Below are 21,819 nucleotides of genomic sequence, written 5' to 3'. Positions count from 1 at the left end.
TACCGACGGCCGGTCAGCGCGCGGGATCCGCGAACCTGGCGAACGCCTGCAGGTTGGCCAGCGACTCGCCGCGCTTGGCCCGCCACTCCCACTCGCGCCGGATGGAGGAGGCGAAGCCGAGTTCGAGGGCGCGGTCGAAGGACTCGTCGGAGTAGCTGAGGACGCAGCCGAGCAGCCGGTCGATCTCCTGCTCGGTCACGGCGGAAAGGGGCGTCCTGCCGACGAGGTGAACGTCTCCCACGTCGTCGAGCGCGAAGCGCACGCCGTACATGGAGCCGTTCTTGGTGAGCAGCCAGCGGTAGAACTCAGCGTGGTTCTCGTCGGGTTTGCGGCAGAAGAACGCCTCCACGTGCAGCATCCGCTCGCCGACGATCAGCCAGGTCATGGTGGCCAGCTTGTGCTTGCCCGGCAGCCTGACCAGGAACGCCCCCGGCCTCGGGTGCTCGTACGACGCCTCGGCGGACTTCAGCGCCGACTCCACGACCCCGGCAACGTCCATGCGCTCCACCATACGGGCTCAGGAACTGAGCGCCACAGGCGAGCGGTGCAGGTTCGCCATGGCCTCCGCGTAGACGTCGGCCAGCCGCGCGGCGGTGGCGGACCAGCCGAAGGCGCCCGCGTGCTCGACCGCGCCCTTGGACAGGTGGTCGCGCCAGGCGGGGCGGCGTACCAGGCCGTCCAGGGCCCGCGCCCAGTCGTGCGGGTCGTGGCCCTCGACGAGCAGCCCGGACACGCCGTCCCGTACGGCGGTGCGCAGCCCGCCCACCGAGGCGGCGACCACGGGCGTGCCGCACGCCTGGGACTCCAGCGCGACCAGGCCGAAGGACTCGTTGTGGGAGGGCACGACCGTGACGTCCGCGGCGCGGTACCAGTCGGCCAGCTCGTCCTGGGGGGCGGGCGGCACCAGGCGCACGACGTCGTTCAGGCCCAGCGACTCGCTCAGGTCGGAGAGCAGCGCCGGGCGGCACAGACCGCTGCCGCTGGGGCCGCCGACGCAGGCCACGACCAGCCGGGAGCGCAGGCCGGGGTCCTCGATCAGCATCCGGGCGGCGGCGCGCAGCAGCACGTCGGGGGCCTTGAGCGGCTGGATCCGGCCGACGAACAGCAGTATGTGGGCGTCGTCGGGAAGGCCCAGGCGGTGGCGGGCGGCGCCCTTGGAGGCGGGCTGGAAGACCGAGAGGTTCACGCCGGGGTTGACGACGGCGACCCGTTCGGGCGGCGCGCCGTACAGGTCGATCAGCTCGCGCGCCTCGGCGTCGGTGTTGGCGACCAGGCGGTCGGCGACGTCCACGACCTGCTCCTCGCCCAGCACCCGGGCGGCGGGCTCGGGCTTGTCGCCGTCGGCGAGCAGCAGGTTCTTGACCTTGGCCATGGTGTGCATGGTGTGCACGAGCGGCACTCCCCAGCGCTCCTTGGCCAGCCAGCCGACCTGTCCGGACAGCCAGTAGTGGGAGTGGATGACGTCGTAGCGGCCGGGGTCGTAGGACGCCTCGGTACGCAGCACTCCCGACAGGAACGCGCAGAGCTGGCCGGGCAGATCGCCCTTGTCCAGCTCCTCGTACGGCCCCGCGGTGACGTGCCGCACGGTGACCCCGGGCGCGAGTTCGGCCGTGGGGGGCAGATCGCGCGCCGTCTGCCGGGTGAAGATCTCCACCTCGACGTCGAGCTGCGCCAGCCGTTTGGCCGTTTCGACGATGTAGACGTTCATGCCGCCCGCGTCACCCGTGCCCGGCTGATCCAGAGGGGACGTGTGCATGCTGACCGTCGCGACCCGGTGGACCCGCCGTCGCCTCACGTTGACACCACCTCCGAAGGGCTTACAACCACTCGATTTCACCGACGATTCCCGTGTTTGTCCCGCCATGCGATCACAAGCCCCGGAGCACACCTTCGGCGGGGTCCTGGAATGATGCAAAGCATGACGAAGACGGCTGTGGTGACCGGCGCGAGCAGCGGCATCGGATGGGCGACGGCGCGGCGTCTGGCGGCGGAGGGGTACGACGTCGTGGCGGCGGCCCGGCGAGTGGACCGGCTGGAGAAGCTGGCCGCCGAGGTGGCGGGCGTACGCCCGATCCCGCTGGACGTCACCTCCCAGGAGTCGGTGGACGCGCTCGCCGGGGCGCTCGACCGGTGCGACGTGCTGGTCAACAACGCCGGCGGGGCGTTCGGGCTGGAGCCGGTGATCGAGGCCGACCCCGCCGACTGGCAGCGGATGTACGACGTGAACGTGCTGGGCACGCTGCGGATGACCAAGGCGCTCACGCCGAAGCTGGTCGAGTCGGGCGACGGAGTTCTCGTGCTGCTCACCTCCACGGCCGGGCTGGTCGCCTACGAGGGCGGCGGCGGTTACGTGGCGGCCAAGCACGCCCAGAAGTCGATGGCCGAGACCCTGCGGCTGGAGCTGTACGACCGCCCGGTGCGGGTCGTGGAGATCGCGCCCGGGATGGTGCGCACCGAGGAGTTCGCGCTCACCCGGTTCCGCGGAGACCGGGAGGCGGCCGACCGGGTCTACCAGGGCGTGGCCCATCCGCTGACCGCAGACGACGTGGCCGACGCGATCGTGTGGTCGGTGACCAGACCGGCGCACTTCAACGTGGACCGCATGGTCATCCGCCCGCGGGCGCAGGCCGCCCAGCACAAGGTGCACCGCACGCCCGCCCCGTAATCCCCGTCTTCCCCCTGGAGTCCCCTTGCGCGGTCGCACGCGGCGGCCGGTCGGCTCGATCACCCGCGGAACCACCGGCCACAACCGGCTCAGGCGAGCCGACCGGTGGATCGCCGCCGCGTACGGCGGGCTGCTGCGGTCCGCCTCCCGCCCGCTGGTCGTCGACCTCGGCTTCGGGGCCTCGCACGTCACCACGACCGAGCTGTACCTGCGGCTGCGCGCGATCCGCCGGGACGTGGAGGTCCTCGGGATCGAGATCGATCCCGAACGGGTCGCCACCGCCGCGCCGCATGCCCGGCCGGGCCTGTCGTTCGCGGTCGGCGGCTTCGAACTGCTGCCGGCCGCCCGCCCGCCGCTGATCGTGCGCGCGTTCAACGTGCTGCGCCAGTACGGCGAGGCGGAGTCGGCGGCGGCGTGGGCACTGCTGCGCTCGCGGATCGCCGCCGACGGCGTGATCGTGGAAGGCACCTGCTCGGAGATCGGACATCGGGCGGCCTGGGTGGGGCTGGACGCCTCGGGACCGCGCACGCTCACGCTCTCCACCCGGTTCACCGGGTTCGACCAGCCGTCCGACCTCGCCGAGCGGCTGCCGAAAGCGCTCATTCACCGCAATGTGCCCGGCGAGCCGGTGTACGACCTGTTCCAGGACCTTGATCGGGCGTGGGCGGTGTGCTCGCCGTACGCGGCGTACGGGGTGCGCCAGCGCTGGGCCGCCACGGCGGAGACGCTGGCCCGCACCTGGCCGGTGCTCACCCGCCCCCCGCTGGGCGGACGCGCCCGCTGGCGGCTCGGCGAACTGACACTGCCGTGGGAGGCCGTCGCCCCGGGTTTTCCACAGGCGGCCGCCGAGCGGGCGGGCTAGTTGTCCACAGCCTGGCCGGGGCCGCGCAGCGCTCGATCGAACTCGGCGTAGGCTGTGGCATCGAACAGCACGAAGCTGACCTCCTCGACACCGGGGGCGGGGGTCTCGCGCACGGTCTTCAGCGCGATCCTGGCCCCGTCATCGAGCGGCCAGCCGTAGATTCCGGTGGAGATCGCAGGGAAGGCGACGGTGTGCGCGCCGAGTTCCGCGGCGACGCCCAGTGAAGCCCGATAGCAGGAGGCGAGCAGATGCGAACGGTCCTCCGACCTGGAGTGGACCGGCCCGACCGTGTGGATCACCCAGCGGGCCTGGAGCCGGCCCGCCGTGGTCGCCACGGCGTGACCGGTCGGCAGCCCCTCGGGATACGCGGAGGCGCGCAGCGCGCGGCACTCCGCGAGGATCTCCGGTCCGCCGCGGCGATGGATCGCGCCGTCCACGCCCCCGCCGCCGAGCAGCGAGGAGTTGGCCGCGTTGACGATCGCGTCCGCCCGCCGCTCGGTGATGTCCCCCTGCACAAGAATGATCCGCATGCCGGGCCGTCCCCTTCCCTGGCTCGCTCGACGACCCGTAGTACTACGGCTCGTCGCTCGCAGGTTACCCTGGATGGCGTGAAGGGTCTCGGCGAGCTCGAACGCAGCATCATGGACATCCTGTGGGCGCAGCAGGCGCCCGCCACCGCGCGCGAGGTCGGCAGGCACATCGCCGACCGCGACCTGGCCCCCACGACGGTCATGACCGTCCTCGACCGCCTCACCCGCAAGGGCTTCCTGCACCGCACCCGCGACGGCCGGGCCTGGCGCTACCAGCCCGCCGCCAGCCGCGACGCCTACATCGCGGAGCTGATGCTGGAGGCCCTCGACCTGACCGGCGACCGGTCGGCGGCGCTGACGCGCTTCGCCAAGGCCGTCTCCGGCGACGAGGCCGACATCCTGCGCAGGGCCCTCACGGAGCTGGAGGAGGAATGACCGCGGCGGCCCTCGGTGCGCTCGCCCTGGTCTGCGCGGTCGGAGCCTGGCGCTTCACCACCGCGCGGTGGACCTACCGCGCCCCGCGCACCGCGATCCTGCTGTGGCAGGCCGTCGGCATCACGTGGGGACTGGCCACCACGGGCGCGCTGCTCGCCTACGCGTTGCAGCCCTACGAGCGGGGCGTCCTCGGCGGCCTCGGCGCGTTCGCCGCGTCGGCCGCCACCGGCGGCTACGGCCCGCGCGACGCCTACGACCTGCCCCACATCCTGGCCTTCATCGCGGGCGTGAGCCTGCTCGCGGTGCTGATCACGGTGACCGCCGCGGCCGCCGTGCAGACCATCCGGGCCAGGCGCCGGCACCGCGCGCTGCTCGCGCTCATCTCGCGCGATGACCCCGACGTGCCCGGCGTGCGGGTGGTCGACCACCCCGGCGCCGCCGCCTACTGCCTGCCCGGCCTGCGCTCCCAGGTGGTGGTCAGCGCGGGCGCCCTGCGCCTGCTCTCCCCCGACGAGCTGGCCGCCGTGCTCGCGCACGAGTCGGCCCATGTGCGCGAGCGGCACGACCTGGTGCTGCTGCCGTTCTCCGCGCTGCGCCGGGTGCTGCCGTGGTCGGCGGTGGTGCGCGACACCCAGGCCATGGTCGAGCTGCTCATCGAGATGGCCGCCGACGACCGGGCCAGGCGGTTCTGCTCGCCGCGCCGGCTGGCGACCGCGCTGCTGCGGTTCGGTACGGCCGAGCCGGTGCCGACGCCGCACGGCGCGCTCGGGGCCATCGGCGGCAGCCACACCGGCGTGATGCTCCGGGTGGAGCGCCTGGTCACCCCCGGCCCTGCTCTCCCCCGCCGGATCCGCGCCCTCGCCCTGACCCTCGCCGTCTCGCTGGCCGTGTCCGCTCCGCTGCTCTGGTTGCTGCCGCACTGACGCCCGCCTGCCGCTAGCTACAGTTAGCCCCGCTGTTTGCAATTGCAAGCAGCGTGCGGCAGACTGGTGGCATGGCACTACCGAAGGTCGGCTCGATCGGGGAGTACATCCGCGAGCAGCGCAAGCAGGCGAAGATCTCACTTCGCCAGCTCTCCGCCGCGGCCGGTGTCTCCAATCCGTATCTGAGCCAGATCGAGCGCGGGCTGCGCAAGCCCAGCGCGGAGATCCTCAACCAGATCGCCAAGGGCCTGCACATCTCCGCACAGGCGCTCTATGTGCAGGCCGGCCTCATCGAGCATCGTGAGGCCGACAGTGACGTGGTCGCCGCGATCCGCGCCGACACGTTCCTGTCCGGACGGCAGCGCCAGGTACTCATCGACATCTACGAGTCGTTTCGCAAGGAGAACCGCACGGGCACTCCGGCCGAGGACACGCAGACCTCCCAGAACGCGCAGCCCCGGCCGGAGCCCGCCGAGAGCGACGACGACCCGTTGCCCGAGTCCTACACCGCCACGCTTGAGCCCTTCGTGGCGGAGGACCACTACACCGGCAACGGCAACGCCACTCCGCGAACCAAGGAAGGTTAACCCATGACGTTCGCCACCGAGGTCAAGAAGCTCACCGATTCCAAGCCCTTCTACGCGGTCGCCGGGGCCGGCGACTTCGCGATGGAGAAGCTGCGCGAAATCCCGGGCCGCCTGGAGAAGCTCCAGGCCCGCAGCGGCGATCTCGGCCAGTCCGCGAAGGACCTGCCGACCAAGGCCCGCGAGTACGCCGCCAAGGCCGAGGGCTACGCCAAGGACCTCCCGGTCAAGGCCAAGGGCTACGCCGACATCGTGACCGTCCGGGCCACCGAGCTGTACGAGGAGTTCGCCGACCGGGGCCGCAAGGTCGTCAGCCGGGTCAGCGGCGAGGCCGCCCTCGAACTCGAAGACGTCTCCGAGGCCGCCGAGCCGCCCGTCGCCAAGCCGGTCGTACGCAAGCCCGCCCCGCGCAAGCCCGCCAACTCCAAGAGGCCCTGACCCACCCACCGACGGTCCCCCGGCCCACACCGGCCACCCGGGACCGTCGGCCTCCCCCCGCCCGCGAAGGGCTTATGGGCGATCCGCTCGAACCGGTGCCCATTTCGGCGGGAGCAACCTCTGTGTTACCGCCTTGACATCCTGTATCGGACAGTTCCCGGACGTCGCCCATTGGCCGCCGGTGAGGTCCTTCAAAAGGCCGGTGAAGCCGGTAACGGAACGGCCGCGCACGAATATGGGGGACGAATCCACGATACGTTCCGCCTTCGCCCTCGGTCCGGGCCTTCCCTGCCGGCCGAGCACCCGGAGGACACCACGGCGTCACGAAGATCGCGCACATGAGCTTCTTACGCCGGGTCACCGCTCATCCCTTGCACCGCCATTGCGGTACTCCAAAGTGTCACCCGCCTATTGGACTCACCTACGTTGCTCTCCCTGTTCGGCATGGCGATGAAATGCCCTCCTGAAGCTTGAGGAGATGTCGCCGCCCGCAGCCTGGTGGCCGGGGCGGGAAACTTTGGGCGGGGTCCGGGCGTTGGGAGGTAACGGAAGAGGTTCGGAGCGCGGGGTTCGGCCGGTGGGCCGTTAGTGTGTGATGCGTAGGCTGGCCGGGCTATGACGGGAGCGGCGACTATGGGTGCGGTGCATGGAGTGCTGGATCTGATCTACTGGGTGCTCGGCGTCGCCGCGTTCGCGATGTCGGCATTTGCGCTGATCCACGCGATCCGTACGCCCGCCAGGGCGTTCGCCATCGCCGGGAAGCAGACCAAGCAGCTCTGGCTGATCATTCTGGCGTTCGCGACGCTCTTCTCGTTCTCCGCCGCCGTGCAGTTCATCACGTCGATCGGGCTGCTGTCGATCATTTCGGTGATCGCGGCCGGGGTGTACCTCGCCGATGTGCGTCCCGCGGTCAAGGAGATCGGCAAGGGGGGCAACTCCGGCCCCTACGGCCCCTGGTAAGCGTCCTTTAGAGGGCCCTCAGCCGGACAGGGGCATCGCGCGCAGCGCGTCCACCAGCCATTTGCCCAGCCGCCGGTGTCCGAGCAGCGTCGGGTGGACCCCGTCGGGCAGGACCAGCTCCGAGCCGCCGGAGCGGGCCTGCGGGTGTTCTGCCACCTCGTCCACCGCCCTTGGCTCTCCCGGCTGGTCGATCATGGTGGCCAGCTCGGGCAGCGGGTCCAGGAAGGGCGCCTTCGCGCGGCGGGCGGCCGAGGAGACCGCGTTCTTGACGCCCTTGGACCACGACGGAGGGGCCGTCATCCAGATCGGGCCGACGACGATCACGCGCGTACGCGGCCACTGCTTCTTCACGGTGACCAGCAGCCGGTGGCACGCGGCCTCGATCCGTGCCGGGGCCCATCTGCGGTCGTTGTGCCCGCCGGAGACGATCAGCATGTCCGGGGCGGGCCGCCAGGACAGTTCCTCGGTGAAGGAGGCCAGGAAGTTGCGTCCGGCCTTGCCGCGATTGAGGTAGCCGGTACCGGCCGCGCCCGCGATGACGGGCTGCCAGCCGAGCTGCCGTGCCGCGGCGGCGAGGTAGGTGTTCCAGCTCCGCACCGGCCCCGACCCTACGGTGAAGCTGTCGCCGACGGCCATCACGACAGGCGCCCGGTGCGTGACGGACGGCGGGGACACCCGGGTGGTGCGGTTCGTCTCCGGAGCGGCCCCGCCGCACCCGGTGACGAGCAGTACGGCGGAACCGGTCACCGCGACCAGCCCACGCCATAAGGGCCGGCGCCGCGACGCGCCCGCCGCCTCGCCGAGAGGTCTGTGCCCCGAGAGCCGGTGCCCCGAGAGCCGGCGCCGCGCGTCCGGAACGACCTCCGGCCCCGGGCGCCATGGCCGATGCCGCAGGGCCAGGGCGAGGAGCCGCAGCCACCGACCAGGGGCCCTTTCGAGGGCGGAAAGGGTGCGGTACGTCAACGAGCGATGCGCTCGGGATGGACCGCGCATAACCGCCTCTCGGACCCGTAAGCTGCCGATATGAGCAGCGACCTGCACGGAAGAACTCTTCGCCTCGAACTCGCCGACCAGAATCTACGCGACTGGGAAGCGGTTGTGCTCGAAGCGTCGCCAGATGGGATCGTGCTCAGCAAGTCGGCATTCTATCCGGGTGGAGGCGGCCAGCCCGCCGATCACGGAGTGCTGATCTGGCAAGGCGTGGAGACCAGGATCGCCGGTGTCCGCAAGGGCGATGACCTCTATCTGATCCCCGCCGAGGGCGACCCGCTGCCGCCGCCCGGCACCACCGTTTCGGCCGCCGTGGCCGATGAACGTAGGTCCGCGCTGATGCGTACCCATTCGGGGCTGCACGTCCTTTGCGGGGTGGTCTTCCGCGACTATGGCGCGCTGGTCACCGGCGGCAACATGGAGCCGCTGAGCGCGCGGATGGACTTCAACCTGCCCGAGGTGCCGCCGGGGTTCAAGGAGGCGGTGGAGGCGGCCTGCAACGCCGAGGTGGTCGCCGACCGGCGGATCGACGTGCGGGTGCTGCCACGCGCGGAGGCGTTCGAGATCCCCGACATCATCCGTACCGCGACCAACCTCGTCCCGGAGTCGGTGCAGGATGTCCGGATCGTCGACATTGTGGGCCTGGACACCCAGGCGGACGGCGGTACGCACGTCGCCTCCACCAAGCAGATCGGCCGCATCAAGGTCGCCAAGATCGAGAGCAAGGGCAAGGGCTTCCGCCGGCTGCGCATCGCCATCGCCGACTGAGGGCCGCGGATCACCTGCGGTGGAAGCGGCGGTGGAGGTCGCGTACCTCGTTGACCAGCTCGGGCACGGGCCCTTCGACGATCACGCCGGGCGCGACCTCCCGGATCGGCAGCGGCCGCACCGGACCGGCCGGTACGCCCCACTCGGCCAGCCACCCGGAGAGCTGGGCCGACGAGCAGACGTAGACGATCCGGCCGAGCCCCGCCCAGGCGTGCGCGGCCGAGCACATCGGGCAGTGCTCGCCCGAGGTGTAGACGGTCGCGCCCGCGCGCTCGCGCGGTGTCATGTTCTCGGCCGACCAGCGGGCCAGCTCGAACTCCGGGTGCCGGGTGCGGTCGCCGGACGCGACGTGGTTGTGGTCCTCGGCCAGCGCCGTGCCGTCCGCCCCGGCCAGCACCGACCCGAACGGCTCGTCGCCGACGTCCAGCGCCTGCGCCGCCAGTTCGACACACCGCCGCAGGTGCCGCAACTCCGCCTGCCCGACCATCACACCTCCCGGCCCCCGAAACCCCGATCCGCCCGGTAATGCTAGAGGCCCCACGCCAGAGGCCGGGACCGCGGCCACAGGAATGGCCGATCACAAATCCCCTTCCCTCCCTTAATCCCCCCTTCTCACGAAAAGTTCTAATTTTCGTGAAATATCGCGATCAATACCGTGTGTCCGTTGTCACCTCCGGATTCTCGGTAGGCTGACCTGCCATGGCGGGATCACTCATGCGCCGGGCGGCCGTCCGTACGACCTTCACTCTGGCGGCCATGGTCGCTTTCGGCACCGCGCTCTCCACAGCATTCCTCTTCGCGTCGGCCACCCCCACGGCCGCCGCGCGCACCGCGGCCGGGGTGATCAAAACGGACGCCGTCGAGCTGACCCTCCGCCCCGGCGGCGTGGTCCACGTCAAGGAGACCGTCACCTACGAGGGGGGCGCGCCCGTCAGGACGTTCGTCACGCGGACCAGGTACGACGACGCGAGCGACCGCCTCTACACGATCTCCGGCCTCAAGGGCGACGGCAGGCTGACCGGCGACACCATCACCCTCACCGGCGGCCCCAGCGGCACCGCCACCCTGGAGTACGACGTCAAGGGCGTGGTCACGCCCATCGCCGGCGGCGAGGAGCTGCGCTGGCACGCGGCGGGCGGCTGGTCGGCGCGGGTCGAGCAGGCCACCGTCAAGGTCGCCGGCGGCGCGCAGATCCAGAACCTCTCCTGCTTCGCCGGCCCGCTCACCTCCTCGCTGCCCTGCACCGCGGCCTCGATGGACCACACCGGCGTGACCGGCGACTTCGAGCAGCAGGGCCTGGCCGCCGGCGAGACGCTCACCGTGATCATGGGCTACCCGAAGGGCACCAGCGGCGGCACGCCGATCCTTGAGCGCAGGTTCGAGCTGTCCAACGCGTTCACGGTGGACGCGGTGACCGGCGGCGCGCTGGCCGGGCTGCTCGTGGTGCTGCTCGGCGGCGTCGGCCTGCTGTACTGGACCAGGGGCCGCGACGCCCGCGTGGTCGGGCACGAGTCCGGCGCGCTGGACCCGCTGCGCGACGGCCACTTCACCCCGCCCGACGGCGTGCGCCCCGGCCAGGTCGGCACCCTGCTGGACGAGCAGGCCGACGTGATCGACGTGACCGCCTCCATCGTGGACCTCGCCGTACGCGGCTACCTGCGGATCGACGAGCAGCCGCGGCAGACCTACGACGCGCCCGACTGGGTGCTGGTCAAGCTCCCCGACGCCCCGGTGTCCTCGCTGCTGCCCTACGAGCGGGCGCTGTACGACGCGATCTTCGACGGCCGCGACGCCGTACGGCTGTCGGAGCTGCACGGCGCGTTCGCGGCCGGGCTCGCGCAGGTGCGCGACGCGCTGTACACCGACGTCGTCGCCCAGGGCTGGTTCGCCCGCCGCCCGGACGGCGTGCGGACCCGCTGGACGATCGCCGGGGCCGCGCTCACCGTGGCCGGGGTGCTCGCGACGGTGGCGCTGGCCTGGTTCACCACGTACGGCCTGCTCGGGCTCGCCGTCATCATCGCGGGCGCGGCGCTGGCCATGGGCGGGCAGTACATGCCGGCCAAGACCGCCAAGGGCGCGGCGGCCCTCGCGCACACCCTCGGCTTCCGCGAGTACCTGGCCGCGGGCGACCTCGACCGGGTGCCGCCCGACAAGCGGGTCGAGGTGTTCTCCCGCTACCTGCCGTACGCGGTCGTGTTCGACAACGTGGACCGCTGGGCGCGGGTGGTGGCCTCGGTCAACGGCAGCGGCGGCCCGGCGGACAACCTGTACTGGTACCACGGGCCCGCCGAGTGGGACCTGTCGAAGTTCGCCGGGTCGATGCGGACCTTCACCACCACCACCTCGGGCGCGATCTCGGCCGCCCGGCAGTTCAGAAGCCTCTAACGGACCCGGATCTCGCCCACCGGACGTCCGCCGCCGAGCACCGGCGGGGCGGCGAGCCCGTCCAGCTCGGGGCCGGTCACGCCGAGAGCCCGCAGCGCGGCGACGGTGGCGGGCACCCTGGCCCGCGCCGCGCCGTCCTCGATCTTGATGGCCGCGGCCCTGCCGTCGTCCAGGGTGAAGGCGTCGAAGCCCTCCGCGCCCGCCTTCAGCATCAGCCCGGGCACGGCCCGCATCAGCGCGGCCTCCGGGCGCTCGGTGCCCGAGGTCCAGAGCGGGTGGGCGCGCATCGCGTCGGCGATCCGGCGTTCGGGCGTGCCCTGCGCCGCCGTACCGAACGCCCGGAACGCCCGGACCACGCCGACCATCGACACGAAGAACAGCGGCGCGCCGCAGCCGTCCACCCCGGAGGCGGCGATCCGCTCGCCGGTGAGTTCGGTGACGGTCGCCCGGATCTCCCGTTGCAGCGGGTGGGCCGGGTCCAGGTACGTGGCCGTGGGCCAGCCGTTCAGCACGCAGGTGGCCAGCATGGCGGCGTGCTTGCCGGAGCAGTTCATGGTGATCCGGGCGGCCTCGCCGCCCGACCGCAGCACCTGCCGCCGCGACCCGGCGTGCTCGGGCAGGTCGGCCGGGCAGCCCAGGGCCTCCTCGCCGAGGCCCGCGCCCGCCAGGATCTTGCGTACGCCGTCGGTGTGGAACGCCTCCCCCGAGTGACTGGCGCAGGCCAGCGCGAGGAGTTCGCCGTCGAGGTCGAGCCCGGCGCGCAGCATGCCGAGGGCCTGGAGCGGCTTCATCGACGATCGGGGGGACGCCAGGGCGTCCACCGGCCCGTACACCGCGACGACCGAGCCGTCCGGGCCCGCCGCGAACACCCGCGCCCGGTGGACGGACTCCACGAAGCCGGAACGTACCACCTCGATGACCAATGTCTCCATATCGCCCCTCTGTCGCCTGGCTCCCCGGACGAGTGTAAACAGCGGCCCGGCTGGCAGAATTCGCAGGCATGCGAGCAGTGGTGCAGCGGGTGAGTTCCGCGTCGGTGTCGGTGGACGGTTCGGTCGTGGGCGCGATCGACGAGCCCGGGCTGCTGGTGCTGGTGGGCGTGACGCACGGCGACACGCCCGCCGAGGCGGCCCGGCTGGCCGCCAAGCTGTGGGGCCTGCGCATCCTGCACGGCGAGAAGTCGTGCTCCGACGTCGCGGCCCCGCTGCTGGTGATCAGTCAGTTCACGCTGTACGGCGACGCCCGCAAGGGCCGCCGCCCGACCTGGCAGGCGGCGGCCCCGGGCCCGGTCGCCGAGCCCCTGGTGGACGCCGTGGTCGCCGGACTGCGCACGCTCGGCGCCCACGTCGAGACCGGCGTCTTCGGCGCGGACATGCGGGTCGCGCTGGTGAACGACGGACCGATCACCCTGATCGTGGACGTGTGAGCCTCAGCACAAAGCCTCAGCGCAAGTGGACGTCCGAGCCTCAGCGCAACCGGCGGCGCAGCGCCGGGTCGACCGTCACGTTGCGGCCCGCGTCGGGCGGCACGATGACCTCCTGGGTGGCGGCCACGCCGTCGGCGAGCAGCGTCGCCTCCACCGGCACCGTGCGCTTGACCACGGCCAGCGCGATCGGCCCCAGCTCGTGGTGACGCGCGGCGGTGCCGACGAACCCCACCGTGTCGCCGTCGTCGAGGGTGACCGGCGATCCGTGCGCGGGCAGCTTGTCCACGCTGCCATCGAGGTGCAGGAACACCAGGCGGCGCGGCGGATGCCCGATGTTGTGCACCCGGGCCACGGTCTCCTGACCGCGGTAGCAGCCCTTGGACAGGTGAACGGCGCTGCCGATCCAGCCCACCTCGTGCGGGATGGTCTTGTGGTCGGTCTCGAAACCGAGCCGCGGCCGGTGATCGGCCACGCGCAGCGCCTCGTACGCCCACAGCCCGGCCGGCCGGAGCCCCAGGTGCTTTTCCAGCTCGGCGCGCGGCAGCAGCACGTCGTGGCCGATCGCGACGGCGCCCTCCGGCAGCGGCAGGTCATCGGCCAGGTGCGAGACGACCGCGTAGCGGGCGGTCTCGTCGGCCACCTCCACGCGCAGCATGAACCGCATCCGCTCCAGCCAGTCGACCAGCGCGGCGCCCGCGCCGGGATCGACGTGGCCCCACACGGTCTTGCCGTCGTCCACGAGCGTCAGGTGGTGCTCCACCCGGCCCTGCCCGTCGAGGAACAGCGTCTGCGCGGGCTCGCCGGGTTTGAGGATGTCGAGTTTCTGGGAGGTCAGGTCGTTGAGCCAGCGCAGCCGGTCGGGGCCGGTGATCGTGACGACCTCGCGGTTGCTGCGGTCGACCACCGCCTCCCCGGCCGCCAGCGCGCGCTGCTCGGCGTACGGCTCGCCGTAGTGGGCGGCGACTCCCGCGTCGGTGCCTTCGGCGGCCACCGCGCCGGGCGTCTTCAGCAAAGGGCTGGACATGGCACTCAGATTACTTGCACGTCCGGCAGCGGCCGAAGACGGTCAGGTGGCGGACGTCGGTGTCGAAGCCCAGCTCGGTGTCGAGCGTGGTGACCAGGCTCTGCACCAGCTCGGGTCGGATCTCGGTCACCTCGCCGCAGCCCCGGCACACCAGATGCACGTGATCGGCGTCGGCGGCCAGGTGGTAGGTCGGAGCGCCGTGCCCGAGATGGGTGTGGGTGACCATGCCCAGCTCTTCGAGCAGCTCCAGGGTGCGGTAGACGGTCGAGATGTTGACCCCGCGCGCGGTCTCACGGACGCGGACGCAGATGTCTTCGGGGGTGGCGTGCTCCAGCTCCTTGACCGCCTCCAGGACGAGCTGACGCTGCGGCGTCACCCGATAGCCGCGGGAGCGAAGCTCCTCATGCCACGACGTCTCGGTCATGACTGAAGTCTAGGTCTTTCCCGGGGCGATGGGGGCCGCGGCCGAAGCCCTCCCGAACGCGCGTCCGCATAGCCTGATGACGTGATCTATACCGAAACACCCATTACGGATGCCGCACGGCAGGCCCTCGCCGCAACCTGGGGAGTGGGCGGGCAGGAGGAGCGGCTGTTCGGCGGAGAGGAGTCCGCGGCCTACCGGATCGGCGGGCACGTCGTCCGGATCGGCCCGACCTGGCGGGGCTCGGCCGAGATCGAGTGGTGCCACGCCGTCGCCCGGCACGCCGCCGCGACGTTCCCCGAGGCGGTGACCCCGATCCCCACCCCGGAGGGGGCGACCGTGATCCGGGTGGAGGGCCGTCCGGTGTCGCTGTGGCCGTACATCGAGGGGGCCTGGCCCGAATCGGAGGTGCCCGCCCAGCGCGAGCAGGCCGCGCGGCTGCTGGCCCGGCTGCACCGGGCGCTCGCCGACGCCCGCCCCGGCCCGCGCCCGGTCCCCTCGTTCGCCGAGCACGGCCTGTACGGCCCGTCCGATGTGCCCGACCCCGCAGACGGCCTGCCCGACCCGGCGCTCGACCGGTGGCTGGCCGAGTTTCACCGTACGCACACCCGGCGCCACCCCCTGCACGGCGACTACTACACCGGCAACACCCTCATCCACGACGGTGTCATCACCGCGGTGCTGGACTGGGACGAGGCGTTCGTCGGCGCGCCGGAGCTGGAGCTGGCCTCCGCCGCGCTCGAATGGGGCGAAGACGACTTTCCGGCGGGCGGCAAGGAGTTCATCGCCTGCTACCTGGAGGCCGGGGGCACCGCCGAGGAGCTGGACGAGGAGAGCTTCGCGCAGCTTCTGCGGCACCGGCTGCGCCGGGAGTACGCCTACTTCACCAAGGTGGCCGCCGAGGGCGTCGTCCACGACGACGAAGACCTCGAATACCACCGCGCCCGCGTGGAGCTGTTCCACCGGCTGCGGCCCTGATCCGCCTTGACGATCATTGTGACAATTCGTGGTCGCCCTGTTACTCTCTGTCGTCACTCCTTCGCGCGACACGCGGCGAAGGACACCAGAACAGGGACGGACCGATGCAGAGATTCCAGAAGTTCGCGGCGGTGGCCGCGATCGTGACCGCCCCGGCGGGCGCGGCCCTCGCCGGCACCGGCGACCACGACGGCGGGCCGGGCGGCCTGCTGTCCAACGTCTCGGGCCGTAACTCCTCGGGCCACGCCAACCTGTGCGGCACGGGCAAGATCGCCCTGCTCAAGGACCGCACCTGCGTGACCAAGGACGGGCACCACCACGGGGGCGACCTGACCGGCCCGAGCGGCGGCACGCTGTCCAACCTGCTGTTCGCCCGCAACGCCTCCGGACACGGCAACAACTGCGGCAACGAGACCATCGCCGTGGTCAGCCGGACGACCTGCGTCACCAAGTAGCACCCGCGATCGGGGCCACACCGCCGGTGGCCCGCGATCCGGCCGTTCAGCGAGGTGATGATGGAAACGACGGCACCGTTGTGCATCGGCGCGGTGGTCCCGCGGACCGGGCGGCTGGCCCGGCTCGGCGACGCGCTGGCGTTCGTCCTCGGGCGGCTGGCGCCCAGGCTGCCCGCGGTGGCCGGCCGGCCGGTGCGGATCGCGGTACGCGACAGCCGGTCCGACCCGCTACGAGCCCGGCGCGCGGTGCGCGAGCTGGCCGGCGCGGAGGGCGCGCACATCGTGCTCACCATGGCGGGCACCCAGGTGCTGCCCGCGGTGGCCGACGCCTGCGAAGCCCTCCAGGTGCCGTGCGTGTCCACCACGTTCCCCTGGCAGGCGTACGTCCACCGGCGCGACATCGACCGCCAGGAGCGCTTCCGGTGGACCTACCACTTCGCCTGGGGCCTGGACGACATCGCCGCCGTGTTCGCCGAGATGTGGGACATGCTGGCCCCCGGGCGTCCGGTCGGCTGCCTGTGGAACGACGGCCTGCACGGGCGGCTGATGCGGCACACCCGTCACGGGTTCACCTCCGTGGCGGCGGCCCGCGGCCACGCCCTGATCGACCTCGGCGGCTATCCCGAGCCCGCGGCGCGGTTCGACCCGCAGCTCGAACGCCTGCGCCGGTACGACGCCGATGTCGTCACCAGCGCCTCGACCGGCGCGGACCTCGCGACCTTCCACCGCCAGGCCGTCCAGGCGGGGCTGCGCCCCCGGCTGATCACCAGCTCGCGCTGGCTCGCCTACCCGCACCGGCGGCAGGCGGGCGAGGAGCTGGCCCGGGCGCGCGTGGGCACCCTGGTCTACTGGACGCCCGCCCACCCCTACCGATCCTCGCTGGACGGCACGACCGCCGCCGACCTGGCCTGGGCCTACCAGCACGGCACCGGCCACCCGTGGCTCCAGCCGCTCGGCCTCGCGCACGCCCTCGTCGAGGTCGCCTGGCACGCCCTGGCGGGCGCCGCCGACCCCGCCGACCGGGCGGCCGTCGCCCAGGCGCTCGCCCGCACCCGCCTGACGACCATCGCGGGCCCGCTCGACTGGACCGGCGGCCCGACGCCCAACATCGCGCTGGTGCCGCTGATCGGCGGCCAGTGGCGGCCGACCCGCGACGGCCACGAGCTGACCGTGGTCACCAACACCGCCGTGCCGGAGGTGCCGATCACCGCCGATCTCGTGCCCGCCTGGTGACCGGGGTGACCTGGTGCCCTGGTGACCTTTACCGTACGGCGGCGTGCCGCGAACGCCGTCGCCGTACGGCTTCGGCCCGTTCACCGACCGCGAACGGGTCGAACGCGGAGTAATCACTCCTTTGCCGCCACAGGGTGTCTCCCCTGGTGACCCCCCGTTAGCGTTGAAGTCGTAGATCACGCGCCGGTACGGCGCTTTCGGTTCCGCAGGCCCGTTTCGGCGCTCGTCCGGCCCAGGTCGCAAGGATCGGGGCCCTTTCCGCAGAAACACGGGGTGATCCCCATGCTCAGGAACACTCTCGCCACTCTGGCCCTCACCGCCGCGACGCTCGTCGCACCGGCGGCGGCACCGGCGCAGGCCACCGCCCCGGCCGTCGCCAAGACCGTCTCCACGACCCTGAGCTGCGCCACGGAGGCCCAGCAGTGCCGGTGGCGCTGGTGGAAGAACCGGTGGTGCAGGTTCTGTAAGCGGCATGGCAAGTGGGTGCGGGTCGAGTGCAGGAGGCACCGCTAGGCCATAGGACACGGCCATGGACGGCCCCGAGGGCCGGGCGGCGCACCGCCCGGCCGTCCGTTCACCAGGTGACCCAGGCGGCCGTCGCGTCGTCGTGCGGCTTGCCGTACCGGGGGCCGTGCTCGCGCTCGGCGGCCCGGACCTGCGTGATCAGCTCGTGCGGCCCGTACGTCGCGGCGGTCGCGACCACTTCCCGCCACGGCACGCCGTACCACTCCGCCAGCCGCGATATCCCGTCGGTGACCAGCAGGGCGGCGGTCACCGGCGCGCGTTCCACCGTCCCGGTGATCGCCTCATGGGCCGCCTCGGGCGCGGTGGAGGCCACCCAGAATCCGCCCGGCCGGTTGCGGTGCGCCCGCACCAGCGCGTTGCCGTACGGCCGGCCGCCGGGCAGCCGCTCGACCCGGTCGTCATGGACCACGATCGGCTCGCCATCGGCCCGGACCAGCACGAGCGGCGAGTCGCACAGCACCAGGTAGTCCAGCGCGTCGCCGCGCTCGCGCAGCACCGTCACCGTGGCGGACGGCGAGTCGGGGTCGGTGAGGTCGCAGGTGGCGGCGTGCGCGGCCATGGTCCGCTCGATCGCCCCGGCCACCAGGCCGGGCAGCGGCTCGCCGGGCCGGGTGCTGAGCCCGTTCACCAGGGCCGCGCCGAGCCGGGCGACCAGCCAGGACACGTCGTGGACGCAGCCGGTGCGCACGCCCGGCGGCACGGTGGCCCCGTCCAGGACGAACGCCCAGGTGGGCGCGGCGACCACGAGGTCTTCGTTGTGGTCCGCGCCCGGCGCGGTCGCGAAGGTGACCCGCATTCCGCTACGCCCGGCCCGGCCCGCGTGCCGCCTCGAACCCGGACGGCATCGCGTCGAGCGCGAAGCCGAACCGCGCGGCCGGCTCACGTCCGGCCGTGACAGCGGCGCTGAGCAGCGGAAACTCCCCCGGTGTCAGCTCCCCCGAGAGCAGCGACGAGTCCGGCTCCCGGCCCGCGGCGACCCCCAAGTAGAGGATGTCCAGTGCGGTGCCGGGCGAAAAACCCGCCCTGCCGAGCGAGGTGAGCGCGTCCTCCATGGCTCGCAGGTTACCTGGGGTGGCCATGACCGCCCCCGGCCACGGGCCGGAAAACCGGTTCCCCGGCCCGCTCCTCCCCTGAGAGCATGGGGGGATGGGACGCGGCTTTGACGAGTTGGTGGCCGAGGCCGAGGCGGCCCCCGTCGCGGGGTGGGACTTCTCCTGGCTCGCGGGCCGGGCCACCGAGGAGCGCCCCTCCTGGGGCTACCAGCGGCTGATGAGCGCGCGGCTCGCCAAGGCCGGCGCCGCGCTCGACATCCAGACCGGCGGGGGCGAGGTGCTGGCCGGGGCCGGGAAGCTGCCGCCGACCATGGCCGTCACCGAGTCATGGCCGCCCAACGTCGCCAAGGCCACCGCGTTGCTCCACCCCCGGGGTGTGGTGGTCGTCGCGACCCCCGACGAGCCGCCGCTGCCGTTCGGCGACGCCGCGTTCGACCTGGTGACCAGCCGCCATCCGGCCACCGTGTGGTGGGCGGAGATCACCCGGGTGCTCCGCCCCGGCGGCACCTACTTCGCCCAGCACGTCGGCCCGGCCAGCGTGTTCGAGCTGACGGAGTTCTTCCTCGGGCCACAGCCGGAGGAGGTCAGGCGCACCCGCCACCCCGACATCGAGTCCGCCGACGCCCGCGCGGCCGGCCTGGAGGTCGTCGGCCTGCGCCCGGAGCGGCTGCGGATGGAGTTCACCGACATCGGCACGATCGTCTACTTCCTGCGCAAGGTGATCTGGATCGTCCCCGGCTTCACCGTCGAGCGTCACCGCGACCGGCTGCGCGACCTGCACGATCTGATCGAACGGGAAGGCCCGTTCGTCGCCCACTCCACCAGGGTCCTGGTCGAGGCGGTCAAGCCCGCCTGACCCGCCAGGCGTGTTCCCAGCGGCGGGTCATGGCCGGATAGACGATGAGGTGGCGGAACGGCTTGATGCAGGCCATGTAGACCGTGCCGAACAGGCCGTTCGGCTTGACCAGGGCCGCCATGCGCAGCTCGTGTCCACCGGCCCCGTTCGGCACCCAGCCCAGGTGACAGATGGTGTGGACGGTCTTGTTGGCCAGTTCCTGGGCGGACTCGTCGGCGAGCTCATAGACCGGGGTGAACGGGAAGTTGGGGTCCTTCACGCCGGGGGCCCGGCGCAGGTCGTCCGGCAGGCGGTCGCACAGGGTGCCGACCCGCCCGCCGAGGCCCGCGCCGGGCTCGTCCCAGCCGAGCAGCGCGCCGACCTTCCAGCGGACCGCGAACAGGAACCTGACCGGCCGGCTCTGGTACTTCGGCGCGGTACGGGCACGCAGCGCGGCCAGCATCGCGGGGAAGTCGTCCGGACCGGCGCCGGGCGTGCGGAAGGCCCACACGTCCTCGACGCGGAAGTCCGGTGTGATCTCGTGGATCCGCCACGGTCGCGAGGTGTGCTCGGCGACGGGGAGCCGCATCGACATGTCCTCCGCCCCGTCACCGCGACACGAGCCAGTGGACCTGGCGGGGCCGGACCTCGAGCTCGCTCAGGCCGTCGGGCGTCGCGCCCAGTTCGCGGGCGCCCTCGGCCGCCGCTCGGAACGCCTCCTCGGAGGCGAACGAGCCGGTGGTGACGACGGCCTCCTGGTCCGGGGTGACCCAGACCTCGGTGGACAGGTGGCCCGGCTGGGACCGCGACAGCTCGGCGACCTGGTGGCAGCGGGCGACGAACTCCTCGACGTGCTCGGGGGCGGGGTAGTGGAAGGCCACGAAGCCGAACGACATGACGGCGTCCTCCTTGAGTTATACGGTGCCGTATAATGCAACCATAGACCCGTTGTACGGCTACGTACAACCAAGGGGAGAGGGTGAGGTGAGCCGCACATGGGCGCACTGCGCACACCGCGCGAGAAGTGGATCGACGAGGGGCTGCGGGTGCTGGCCGCGTCCGGTGTGGACGCGGTCCGGGTGGAGGTGCTGGCCAAGGCGCTGGGGGTGACCAAGGGCGGCTTCTACGGCTACTTCAGCGACCGCAACGCGCTCCTCGCGGCGATGCTCGACACCTGGGAGCGGGAGAGCGTCGACGAGGTCGTCGAGCGGGTCGAACGCGAGGGCGGCGACGCCCGGGCCAAGGTCCGGCTGGCCGGCCTGCTCACGCTCTCCGAGCGGCTGCTGCCGGTCGATCTGGCGGTACGGGACTGGGCCCGCCGCGATGCCGCCGTCGCCGAGCGCCTGCGCCGTGTGGACAACCGGCGCATCGCCCTGCTGCGCGAACAGATCGCCACCTTCTGCACCGACCCCGACGAGGTGGAGGCCCGCAGCCTGCTCGCCTTCTGCCTGGCCATCGGCCACCACTTCCTGGCCGCGGAACACGACGGCCGCTCCCCCGCCCAGGTCCGCGCCCGCGCCGCCGCGATCATCCTCGACGACCCTCGCCACCGGCCCGGCACGACCTGAGCCGCATCACGCCCGCGGCGGCCACGACGGTGAGCAGGGCGGACAGCAGCGGGGCGACGGGCTCGTCGTAGCCGGGGGTGTAGGCGGCGGTGACGTTGAGCATGGCGTGCATCAGGATCGCCGCCGACACTCCTGCGGTGGCGTTGCGCAGGCCGACGAGGATCATCCGGGCCGCGACCGTGCCCAGGAACCAGCCGCCGATCCAGGCCGCGCCGCGACCGGCCTGCAGCAGGGGGACCAGATGCCACACGGCCCAGAAGACCCCGAGTAGGAGTCCGGCCCCGGCCGTGCCGTAACGGCATTGCAGCGGGTCGGTGGCGTAGCCGGTCCAGCCCAGTTCCTCGCACGCGGCGGCCACCAGCGCCGCGGCGAGGATCAGCGGCAAGGCCACGAGCGACTCCGGGAGCACCGAGCCGATGTCGCCCGCGAGCCGGCCGAAGGTCCACGTGAGCGTACCGATGGCGGCGGGCAGCAGGGTCGCGGCGACGTACCAGCGGGCCCGTCCCGGGGGGCGGTCGATGACGCGCGCCAGGAAGGCCGTGACGGCGGCCCGGCCGCCGTCACGGCAGGTGAGGATCACGGCGGCCAGCGCCGGGAGCACGAACATGGCCGCGCTCGCGGGCAACGCGATCGCGCCGACCCGGACGACGGGAGATACGGCCCCCAGCACGTAGAACGGCACCGACAGGCCGGCGACCAGGATCAGGAAGCGTATGGGGTGTCCGGTCTGGAACAAGCTTCATCAATCCCTATTTGCGACAT

At 72.3% G+C, this 21,819-nt stretch carries 29 protein-coding genes; 16 read left to right on the top strand and 13 right to left on the bottom strand.

The annotated features are described in order from the left end of the window. Positions 1-13: 13 nt before the first annotated feature. Positions 14-499: a type III secretion system chaperone family protein gene (locus tag DP939_RS04680; RefSeq protein ID WP_225878041.1), complete on the bottom strand. Its 486-nt coding sequence runs from the start codon at positions 497-499 to the stop codon at positions 14-16. Between the two features lie 18 nt (positions 500-517). Continuing rightward, positions 518-1,795, bottom strand: coding sequence for a D-inositol-3-phosphate glycosyltransferase (gene mshA / locus DP939_RS04675; RefSeq protein ID WP_225878040.1), 1,278 nt, complete (start codon positions 1,793-1,795; stop codon positions 518-520). A gap of 123 nt (positions 1,796-1,918) precedes the next feature. Here mshA and DP939_RS04670 point away from each other — a divergent pair, with 123 nt between their 5' ends. Both DP939_RS04670 and DP939_RS04665 read left to right on the top strand, forming a co-directional pair. Beyond that, on the top strand, positions 1,919-2,665 hold the full coding sequence (locus DP939_RS04670) for an SDR family NAD(P)-dependent oxidoreductase (RefSeq protein WP_113979182.1): 747 nt from the start codon (positions 1,919-1,921) through the stop codon (positions 2,663-2,665). Positions 2,666-2,690: 25 nt separating this feature from the next. Then, positions 2,691-3,527, top strand: coding sequence for a class I SAM-dependent methyltransferase (locus DP939_RS04665; RefSeq protein WP_113979179.1), 837 nt, complete (start codon positions 2,691-2,693; stop codon positions 3,525-3,527). Here DP939_RS04665 and DP939_RS04660 read toward each other — a convergent pair. Beyond that, positions 3,524-4,057, bottom strand: a complete 534-nt coding sequence (locus DP939_RS04660) for an O-acetyl-ADP-ribose deacetylase (RefSeq protein ID WP_113979176.1) — start codon at positions 4,055-4,057, stop codon at positions 3,524-3,526. The genes DP939_RS04665 and DP939_RS04660 overlap by 4 nt on opposite strands. A gap of 78 nt (positions 4,058-4,135) precedes the next feature. On the opposite strand from DP939_RS04660, the gene DP939_RS04655 reads away from it, so the two are divergent. From DP939_RS04655 to DP939_RS04635, 5 genes are all read left to right on the top strand, one after another. Continuing rightward, positions 4,136-4,492 (top strand): BlaI/MecI/CopY family transcriptional regulator, encoded by a 357-nt coding sequence (locus tag DP939_RS04655; protein WP_199564928.1) that lies wholly within the window; start codon positions 4,136-4,138, stop codon positions 4,490-4,492. Continuing rightward, a complete protein-coding gene (locus tag DP939_RS04650) occupies positions 4,489-5,415 on the top strand; it encodes a M56 family metallopeptidase (protein WP_113979173.1) in 927 nt (308 codons plus the stop codon). The genes DP939_RS04655 and DP939_RS04650 overlap by 4 nt, the downstream gene beginning before the upstream one ends. Positions 5,416-5,486: 71 nt before the next feature. Next, the gene (locus DP939_RS49070; protein WP_113979170.1) at positions 5,487-6,002 is read left to right on the top strand and encodes a helix-turn-helix domain-containing protein; all 516 of its coding nucleotides are present in this window, start codon (positions 5,487-5,489) and stop codon (positions 6,000-6,002) included. A gap of 3 nt (positions 6,003-6,005) precedes the next feature. Beyond that, entirely contained in the window at positions 6,006-6,437 is a 432-nt protein-coding gene (locus tag DP939_RS04640) for a hypothetical protein (RefSeq protein WP_113979168.1), read from the top strand. Between the two features lie 633 nt (positions 6,438-7,070). After that, complete coding sequence (locus DP939_RS04635; protein ID WP_113979165.1) at positions 7,071-7,397, top strand: DUF2516 family protein; 327 nt, start codon at positions 7,071-7,073, stop codon at positions 7,395-7,397. An 18-nt stretch (positions 7,398-7,415) separates the two neighbouring features. Here DP939_RS04635 and DP939_RS04630 read toward each other — a convergent pair whose 3' ends face one another. Beyond that, positions 7,416-8,144, bottom strand: coding sequence for an SGNH/GDSL hydrolase family protein (locus DP939_RS04630; protein WP_158578459.1), 729 nt, complete (start codon positions 8,142-8,144; stop codon positions 7,416-7,418). A 276-nt stretch (positions 8,145-8,420) separates the two neighbouring features. Between DP939_RS04630 and DP939_RS04625 the strand changes: the two genes are divergently transcribed. Beyond that, positions 8,421-9,155: an alanyl-tRNA editing protein gene (locus tag DP939_RS04625; RefSeq protein WP_113979158.1), complete on the top strand. Its 735-nt coding sequence runs from the start codon at positions 8,421-8,423 to the stop codon at positions 9,153-9,155. 10 nt (positions 9,156-9,165) lie between these two features. Here the strand turns inward: DP939_RS04625 and DP939_RS04620 are convergent, their stop codons facing one another. Further along, the gene (locus DP939_RS04620) at positions 9,166-9,642 is read right to left on the bottom strand and encodes a nucleoside deaminase (RefSeq protein WP_199564927.1); all 477 of its coding nucleotides are present in this window, start codon (positions 9,640-9,642) and stop codon (positions 9,166-9,168) included. A gap of 212 nt (positions 9,643-9,854) precedes the next feature. Between DP939_RS04620 and DP939_RS04615 the strand changes: the two genes are divergently transcribed. Continuing rightward, positions 9,855-11,540: a DUF2207 domain-containing protein gene (locus DP939_RS04615; RefSeq protein WP_225878039.1), complete on the top strand. Its 1,686-nt coding sequence runs from the start codon at positions 9,855-9,857 to the stop codon at positions 11,538-11,540. Here DP939_RS04615 and DP939_RS04610 read toward each other — a convergent pair. Beyond that, the gene (locus tag DP939_RS04610; protein WP_113979153.1) at positions 11,537-12,472 is read right to left on the bottom strand and encodes an asparaginase; all 936 of its coding nucleotides are present in this window, start codon (positions 12,470-12,472) and stop codon (positions 11,537-11,539) included. The genes DP939_RS04615 and DP939_RS04610 overlap by 4 nt on opposite strands. A gap of 68 nt (positions 12,473-12,540) precedes the next feature. On the opposite strand from DP939_RS04610, the gene dtd reads away from it, so the two are divergent. Further along, positions 12,541-12,966, top strand: a complete 426-nt coding sequence (gene dtd, locus DP939_RS04605) for a D-aminoacyl-tRNA deacylase (protein ID WP_113979150.1) — start codon at positions 12,541-12,543, stop codon at positions 12,964-12,966. Between the two features lie 40 nt (positions 12,967-13,006). On the opposite strand, the gene ygfZ is transcribed toward dtd, so the two are convergent. After that, on the bottom strand, positions 13,007-13,990 hold the full coding sequence (gene ygfZ / locus DP939_RS04600; RefSeq protein ID WP_113979147.1) for a CAF17-like 4Fe-4S cluster assembly/insertion protein YgfZ: 984 nt from the start codon (positions 13,988-13,990) through the stop codon (positions 13,007-13,009). Positions 13,991-14,000: 10 nt separating this feature from the next. Next, a complete protein-coding gene (locus DP939_RS04595) occupies positions 14,001-14,414 on the bottom strand; it encodes a Fur family transcriptional regulator (protein WP_113979145.1) in 414 nt (137 codons plus the stop codon). Positions 14,415-14,495: 81 nt separating this feature from the next. On the opposite strand from DP939_RS04595, the gene DP939_RS04590 reads away from it, so the two are divergent. From DP939_RS04590 to DP939_RS04575, 4 genes are all read left to right on the top strand, one after another. After that, entirely contained in the window at positions 14,496-15,389 is an 894-nt protein-coding gene (locus DP939_RS04590) for a phosphotransferase enzyme family protein (protein ID WP_113979143.1), read from the top strand. Positions 15,390-15,493: 104 nt separating this feature from the next. Next, positions 15,494-15,844, top strand: coding sequence for a hypothetical protein (locus tag DP939_RS04585; RefSeq protein WP_113979140.1), 351 nt, complete (start codon positions 15,494-15,496; stop codon positions 15,842-15,844). Positions 15,845-15,901: 57 nt separating this feature from the next. Next, on the top strand, positions 15,902-17,077 hold the full coding sequence (locus tag DP939_RS04580; protein WP_113979137.1) for an ABC transporter substrate-binding protein: 1,176 nt from the start codon (positions 15,902-15,904) through the stop codon (positions 17,075-17,077). A gap of 282 nt (positions 17,078-17,359) precedes the next feature. Then, positions 17,360-17,590: a hypothetical protein gene (locus DP939_RS04575; RefSeq protein WP_147267869.1), complete on the top strand. Its 231-nt coding sequence runs from the start codon at positions 17,360-17,362 to the stop codon at positions 17,588-17,590. Positions 17,591-17,651: 61 nt separating this feature from the next. Here the strand turns inward: DP939_RS04575 and DP939_RS04570 are convergent, their stop codons facing one another. Then, positions 17,652-18,398: a protein phosphatase 2C domain-containing protein gene (locus DP939_RS04570; RefSeq protein ID WP_113979131.1), complete on the bottom strand. Its 747-nt coding sequence runs from the start codon at positions 18,396-18,398 to the stop codon at positions 17,652-17,654. A 4-nt stretch (positions 18,399-18,402) separates the two neighbouring features. Then, entirely contained in the window at positions 18,403-18,654 is a 252-nt protein-coding gene (locus tag DP939_RS04565; RefSeq protein ID WP_113979129.1) for a hypothetical protein, read from the bottom strand. 94 nt (positions 18,655-18,748) lie between these two features. Here DP939_RS04565 and DP939_RS04560 point away from each other — a divergent pair, with 94 nt between their 5' ends. Further along, positions 18,749-19,510: a class I SAM-dependent methyltransferase gene (locus DP939_RS04560; protein ID WP_113979126.1), complete on the top strand. Its 762-nt coding sequence runs from the start codon at positions 18,749-18,751 to the stop codon at positions 19,508-19,510. Here the strand turns inward: DP939_RS04560 and DP939_RS04555 are convergent. Together DP939_RS04555 and DP939_RS04550 are read right to left on the bottom strand one after the other, a co-directional pair. Next, positions 19,497-20,078, bottom strand: coding sequence for a DUF2867 domain-containing protein (locus DP939_RS04555; RefSeq protein WP_113979511.1), 582 nt, complete (start codon positions 20,076-20,078; stop codon positions 19,497-19,499). The genes DP939_RS04560 and DP939_RS04555 overlap by 14 nt on opposite strands. A gap of 19 nt (positions 20,079-20,097) precedes the next feature. Beyond that, positions 20,098-20,385 (bottom strand): antibiotic biosynthesis monooxygenase family protein, encoded by a 288-nt coding sequence (locus tag DP939_RS04550; RefSeq protein ID WP_113979124.1) that lies wholly within the window; start codon positions 20,383-20,385, stop codon positions 20,098-20,100. Between the two features lie 99 nt (positions 20,386-20,484). On the opposite strand from DP939_RS04550, the gene DP939_RS04545 reads away from it, so the two are divergent. Continuing rightward, positions 20,485-21,057, top strand: a complete 573-nt coding sequence (locus tag DP939_RS04545) for a TetR/AcrR family transcriptional regulator (RefSeq protein ID WP_113979122.1) — start codon at positions 20,485-20,487, stop codon at positions 21,055-21,057. Here DP939_RS04545 and DP939_RS04540 read toward each other — a convergent pair. Beyond that, on the bottom strand, positions 21,017-21,793 hold the full coding sequence (locus DP939_RS04540; RefSeq protein ID WP_113979119.1) for a CPBP family intramembrane glutamic endopeptidase: 777 nt from the start codon (positions 21,791-21,793) through the stop codon (positions 21,017-21,019). The genes DP939_RS04545 and DP939_RS04540 overlap by 41 nt on opposite strands. Between the last annotated feature and the right edge of the window lie 26 nt (positions 21,794-21,819).

Source organism: Spongiactinospora rosea, from assembly GCF_003315795.1.
Classification (GTDB): Bacteria; Actinomycetota; Actinomycetes; order Streptosporangiales; family Streptosporangiaceae; genus Spongiactinospora; species Spongiactinospora rosea.
This window is presented reverse-complemented; position numbering and strand designations above follow the sequence as displayed.

Bases quoted from the DNA above. Each gene is read 5' to 3' on its own strand.
- DP939_RS04680 (WP_225878041.1), bottom strand. From the start codon at position 499: ATGGACGTTGCCGGGGTCGTGGAGTCGGCGCTGAAGTCCGCCGAGGCG.
- DP939_RS04670 (WP_113979182.1), top strand. From the start codon at position 1,919: ATGACGAAGACGGCTGTGGTGACCGGCGCGAGCAGCGGCATCGGATGG.
- DP939_RS04660 (WP_113979176.1), bottom strand. From the start codon at position 4,057: ATGCGGATCATTCTTGTGCAGGGGGACATCACCGAGCGGCGGGCGGAC.
- DP939_RS04650 (WP_113979173.1), top strand. From the start codon at position 4,489: ATGACCGCGGCGGCCCTCGGTGCGCTCGCCCTGGTCTGCGCGGTCGGA.
- DP939_RS49070 (WP_113979170.1), top strand. From the start codon at position 5,487: ATGGCACTACCGAAGGTCGGCTCGATCGGGGAGTACATCCGCGAGCAG.
- DP939_RS04640 (WP_113979168.1), top strand. From the start codon at position 6,006: ATGACGTTCGCCACCGAGGTCAAGAAGCTCACCGATTCCAAGCCCTTC.
- DP939_RS04635 (WP_113979165.1), top strand. From the start codon at position 7,071: ATGGGTGCGGTGCATGGAGTGCTGGATCTGATCTACTGGGTGCTCGGC.
- DP939_RS04625 (WP_113979158.1), top strand. From the start codon at position 8,421: ATGAGCAGCGACCTGCACGGAAGAACTCTTCGCCTCGAACTCGCCGAC.
- DP939_RS04620 (WP_199564927.1), bottom strand. From the start codon at position 9,642: ATGGTCGGGCAGGCGGAGTTGCGGCACCTGCGGCGGTGTGTCGAACTG.
- DP939_RS04615 (WP_225878039.1), top strand. From the start codon at position 9,855: ATGGCGGGATCACTCATGCGCCGGGCGGCCGTCCGTACGACCTTCACT.
- DP939_RS04610 (WP_113979153.1), bottom strand. From the start codon at position 12,472: ATGGAGACATTGGTCATCGAGGTGGTACGTTCCGGCTTCGTGGAGTCC.
- dtd (WP_113979150.1), top strand. From the start codon at position 12,541: ATGCGAGCAGTGGTGCAGCGGGTGAGTTCCGCGTCGGTGTCGGTGGAC.
- ygfZ (WP_113979147.1), bottom strand. From the start codon at position 13,990: ATGTCCAGCCCTTTGCTGAAGACGCCCGGCGCGGTGGCCGCCGAAGGC.
- DP939_RS04595 (WP_113979145.1), bottom strand. From the start codon at position 14,414: ATGACCGAGACGTCGTGGCATGAGGAGCTTCGCTCCCGCGGCTATCGG.
- DP939_RS04585 (WP_113979140.1), top strand. From the start codon at position 15,494: ATGCAGAGATTCCAGAAGTTCGCGGCGGTGGCCGCGATCGTGACCGCC.
- DP939_RS04580 (WP_113979137.1), top strand. From the start codon at position 15,902: ATGATGGAAACGACGGCACCGTTGTGCATCGGCGCGGTGGTCCCGCGG.
- DP939_RS04575 (WP_147267869.1), top strand. From the start codon at position 17,360: ATGCTCAGGAACACTCTCGCCACTCTGGCCCTCACCGCCGCGACGCTC.
- DP939_RS04570 (WP_113979131.1), bottom strand. From the start codon at position 18,398: ATGCGGGTCACCTTCGCGACCGCGCCGGGCGCGGACCACAACGAAGAC.
- DP939_RS04565 (WP_113979129.1), bottom strand. From the start codon at position 18,654: ATGGAGGACGCGCTCACCTCGCTCGGCAGGGCGGGTTTTTCGCCCGGC.
- DP939_RS04560 (WP_113979126.1), top strand. From the start codon at position 18,749: ATGGGACGCGGCTTTGACGAGTTGGTGGCCGAGGCCGAGGCGGCCCCC.
- DP939_RS04555 (WP_113979511.1), bottom strand. From the start codon at position 20,078: ATGCGGCTCCCCGTCGCCGAGCACACCTCGCGACCGTGGCGGATCCAC.
- DP939_RS04550 (WP_113979124.1), bottom strand. From the start codon at position 20,385: ATGTCGTTCGGCTTCGTGGCCTTCCACTACCCCGCCCCCGAGCACGTC.
- DP939_RS04545 (WP_113979122.1), top strand. From the start codon at position 20,485: ATGGGCGCACTGCGCACACCGCGCGAGAAGTGGATCGACGAGGGGCTG.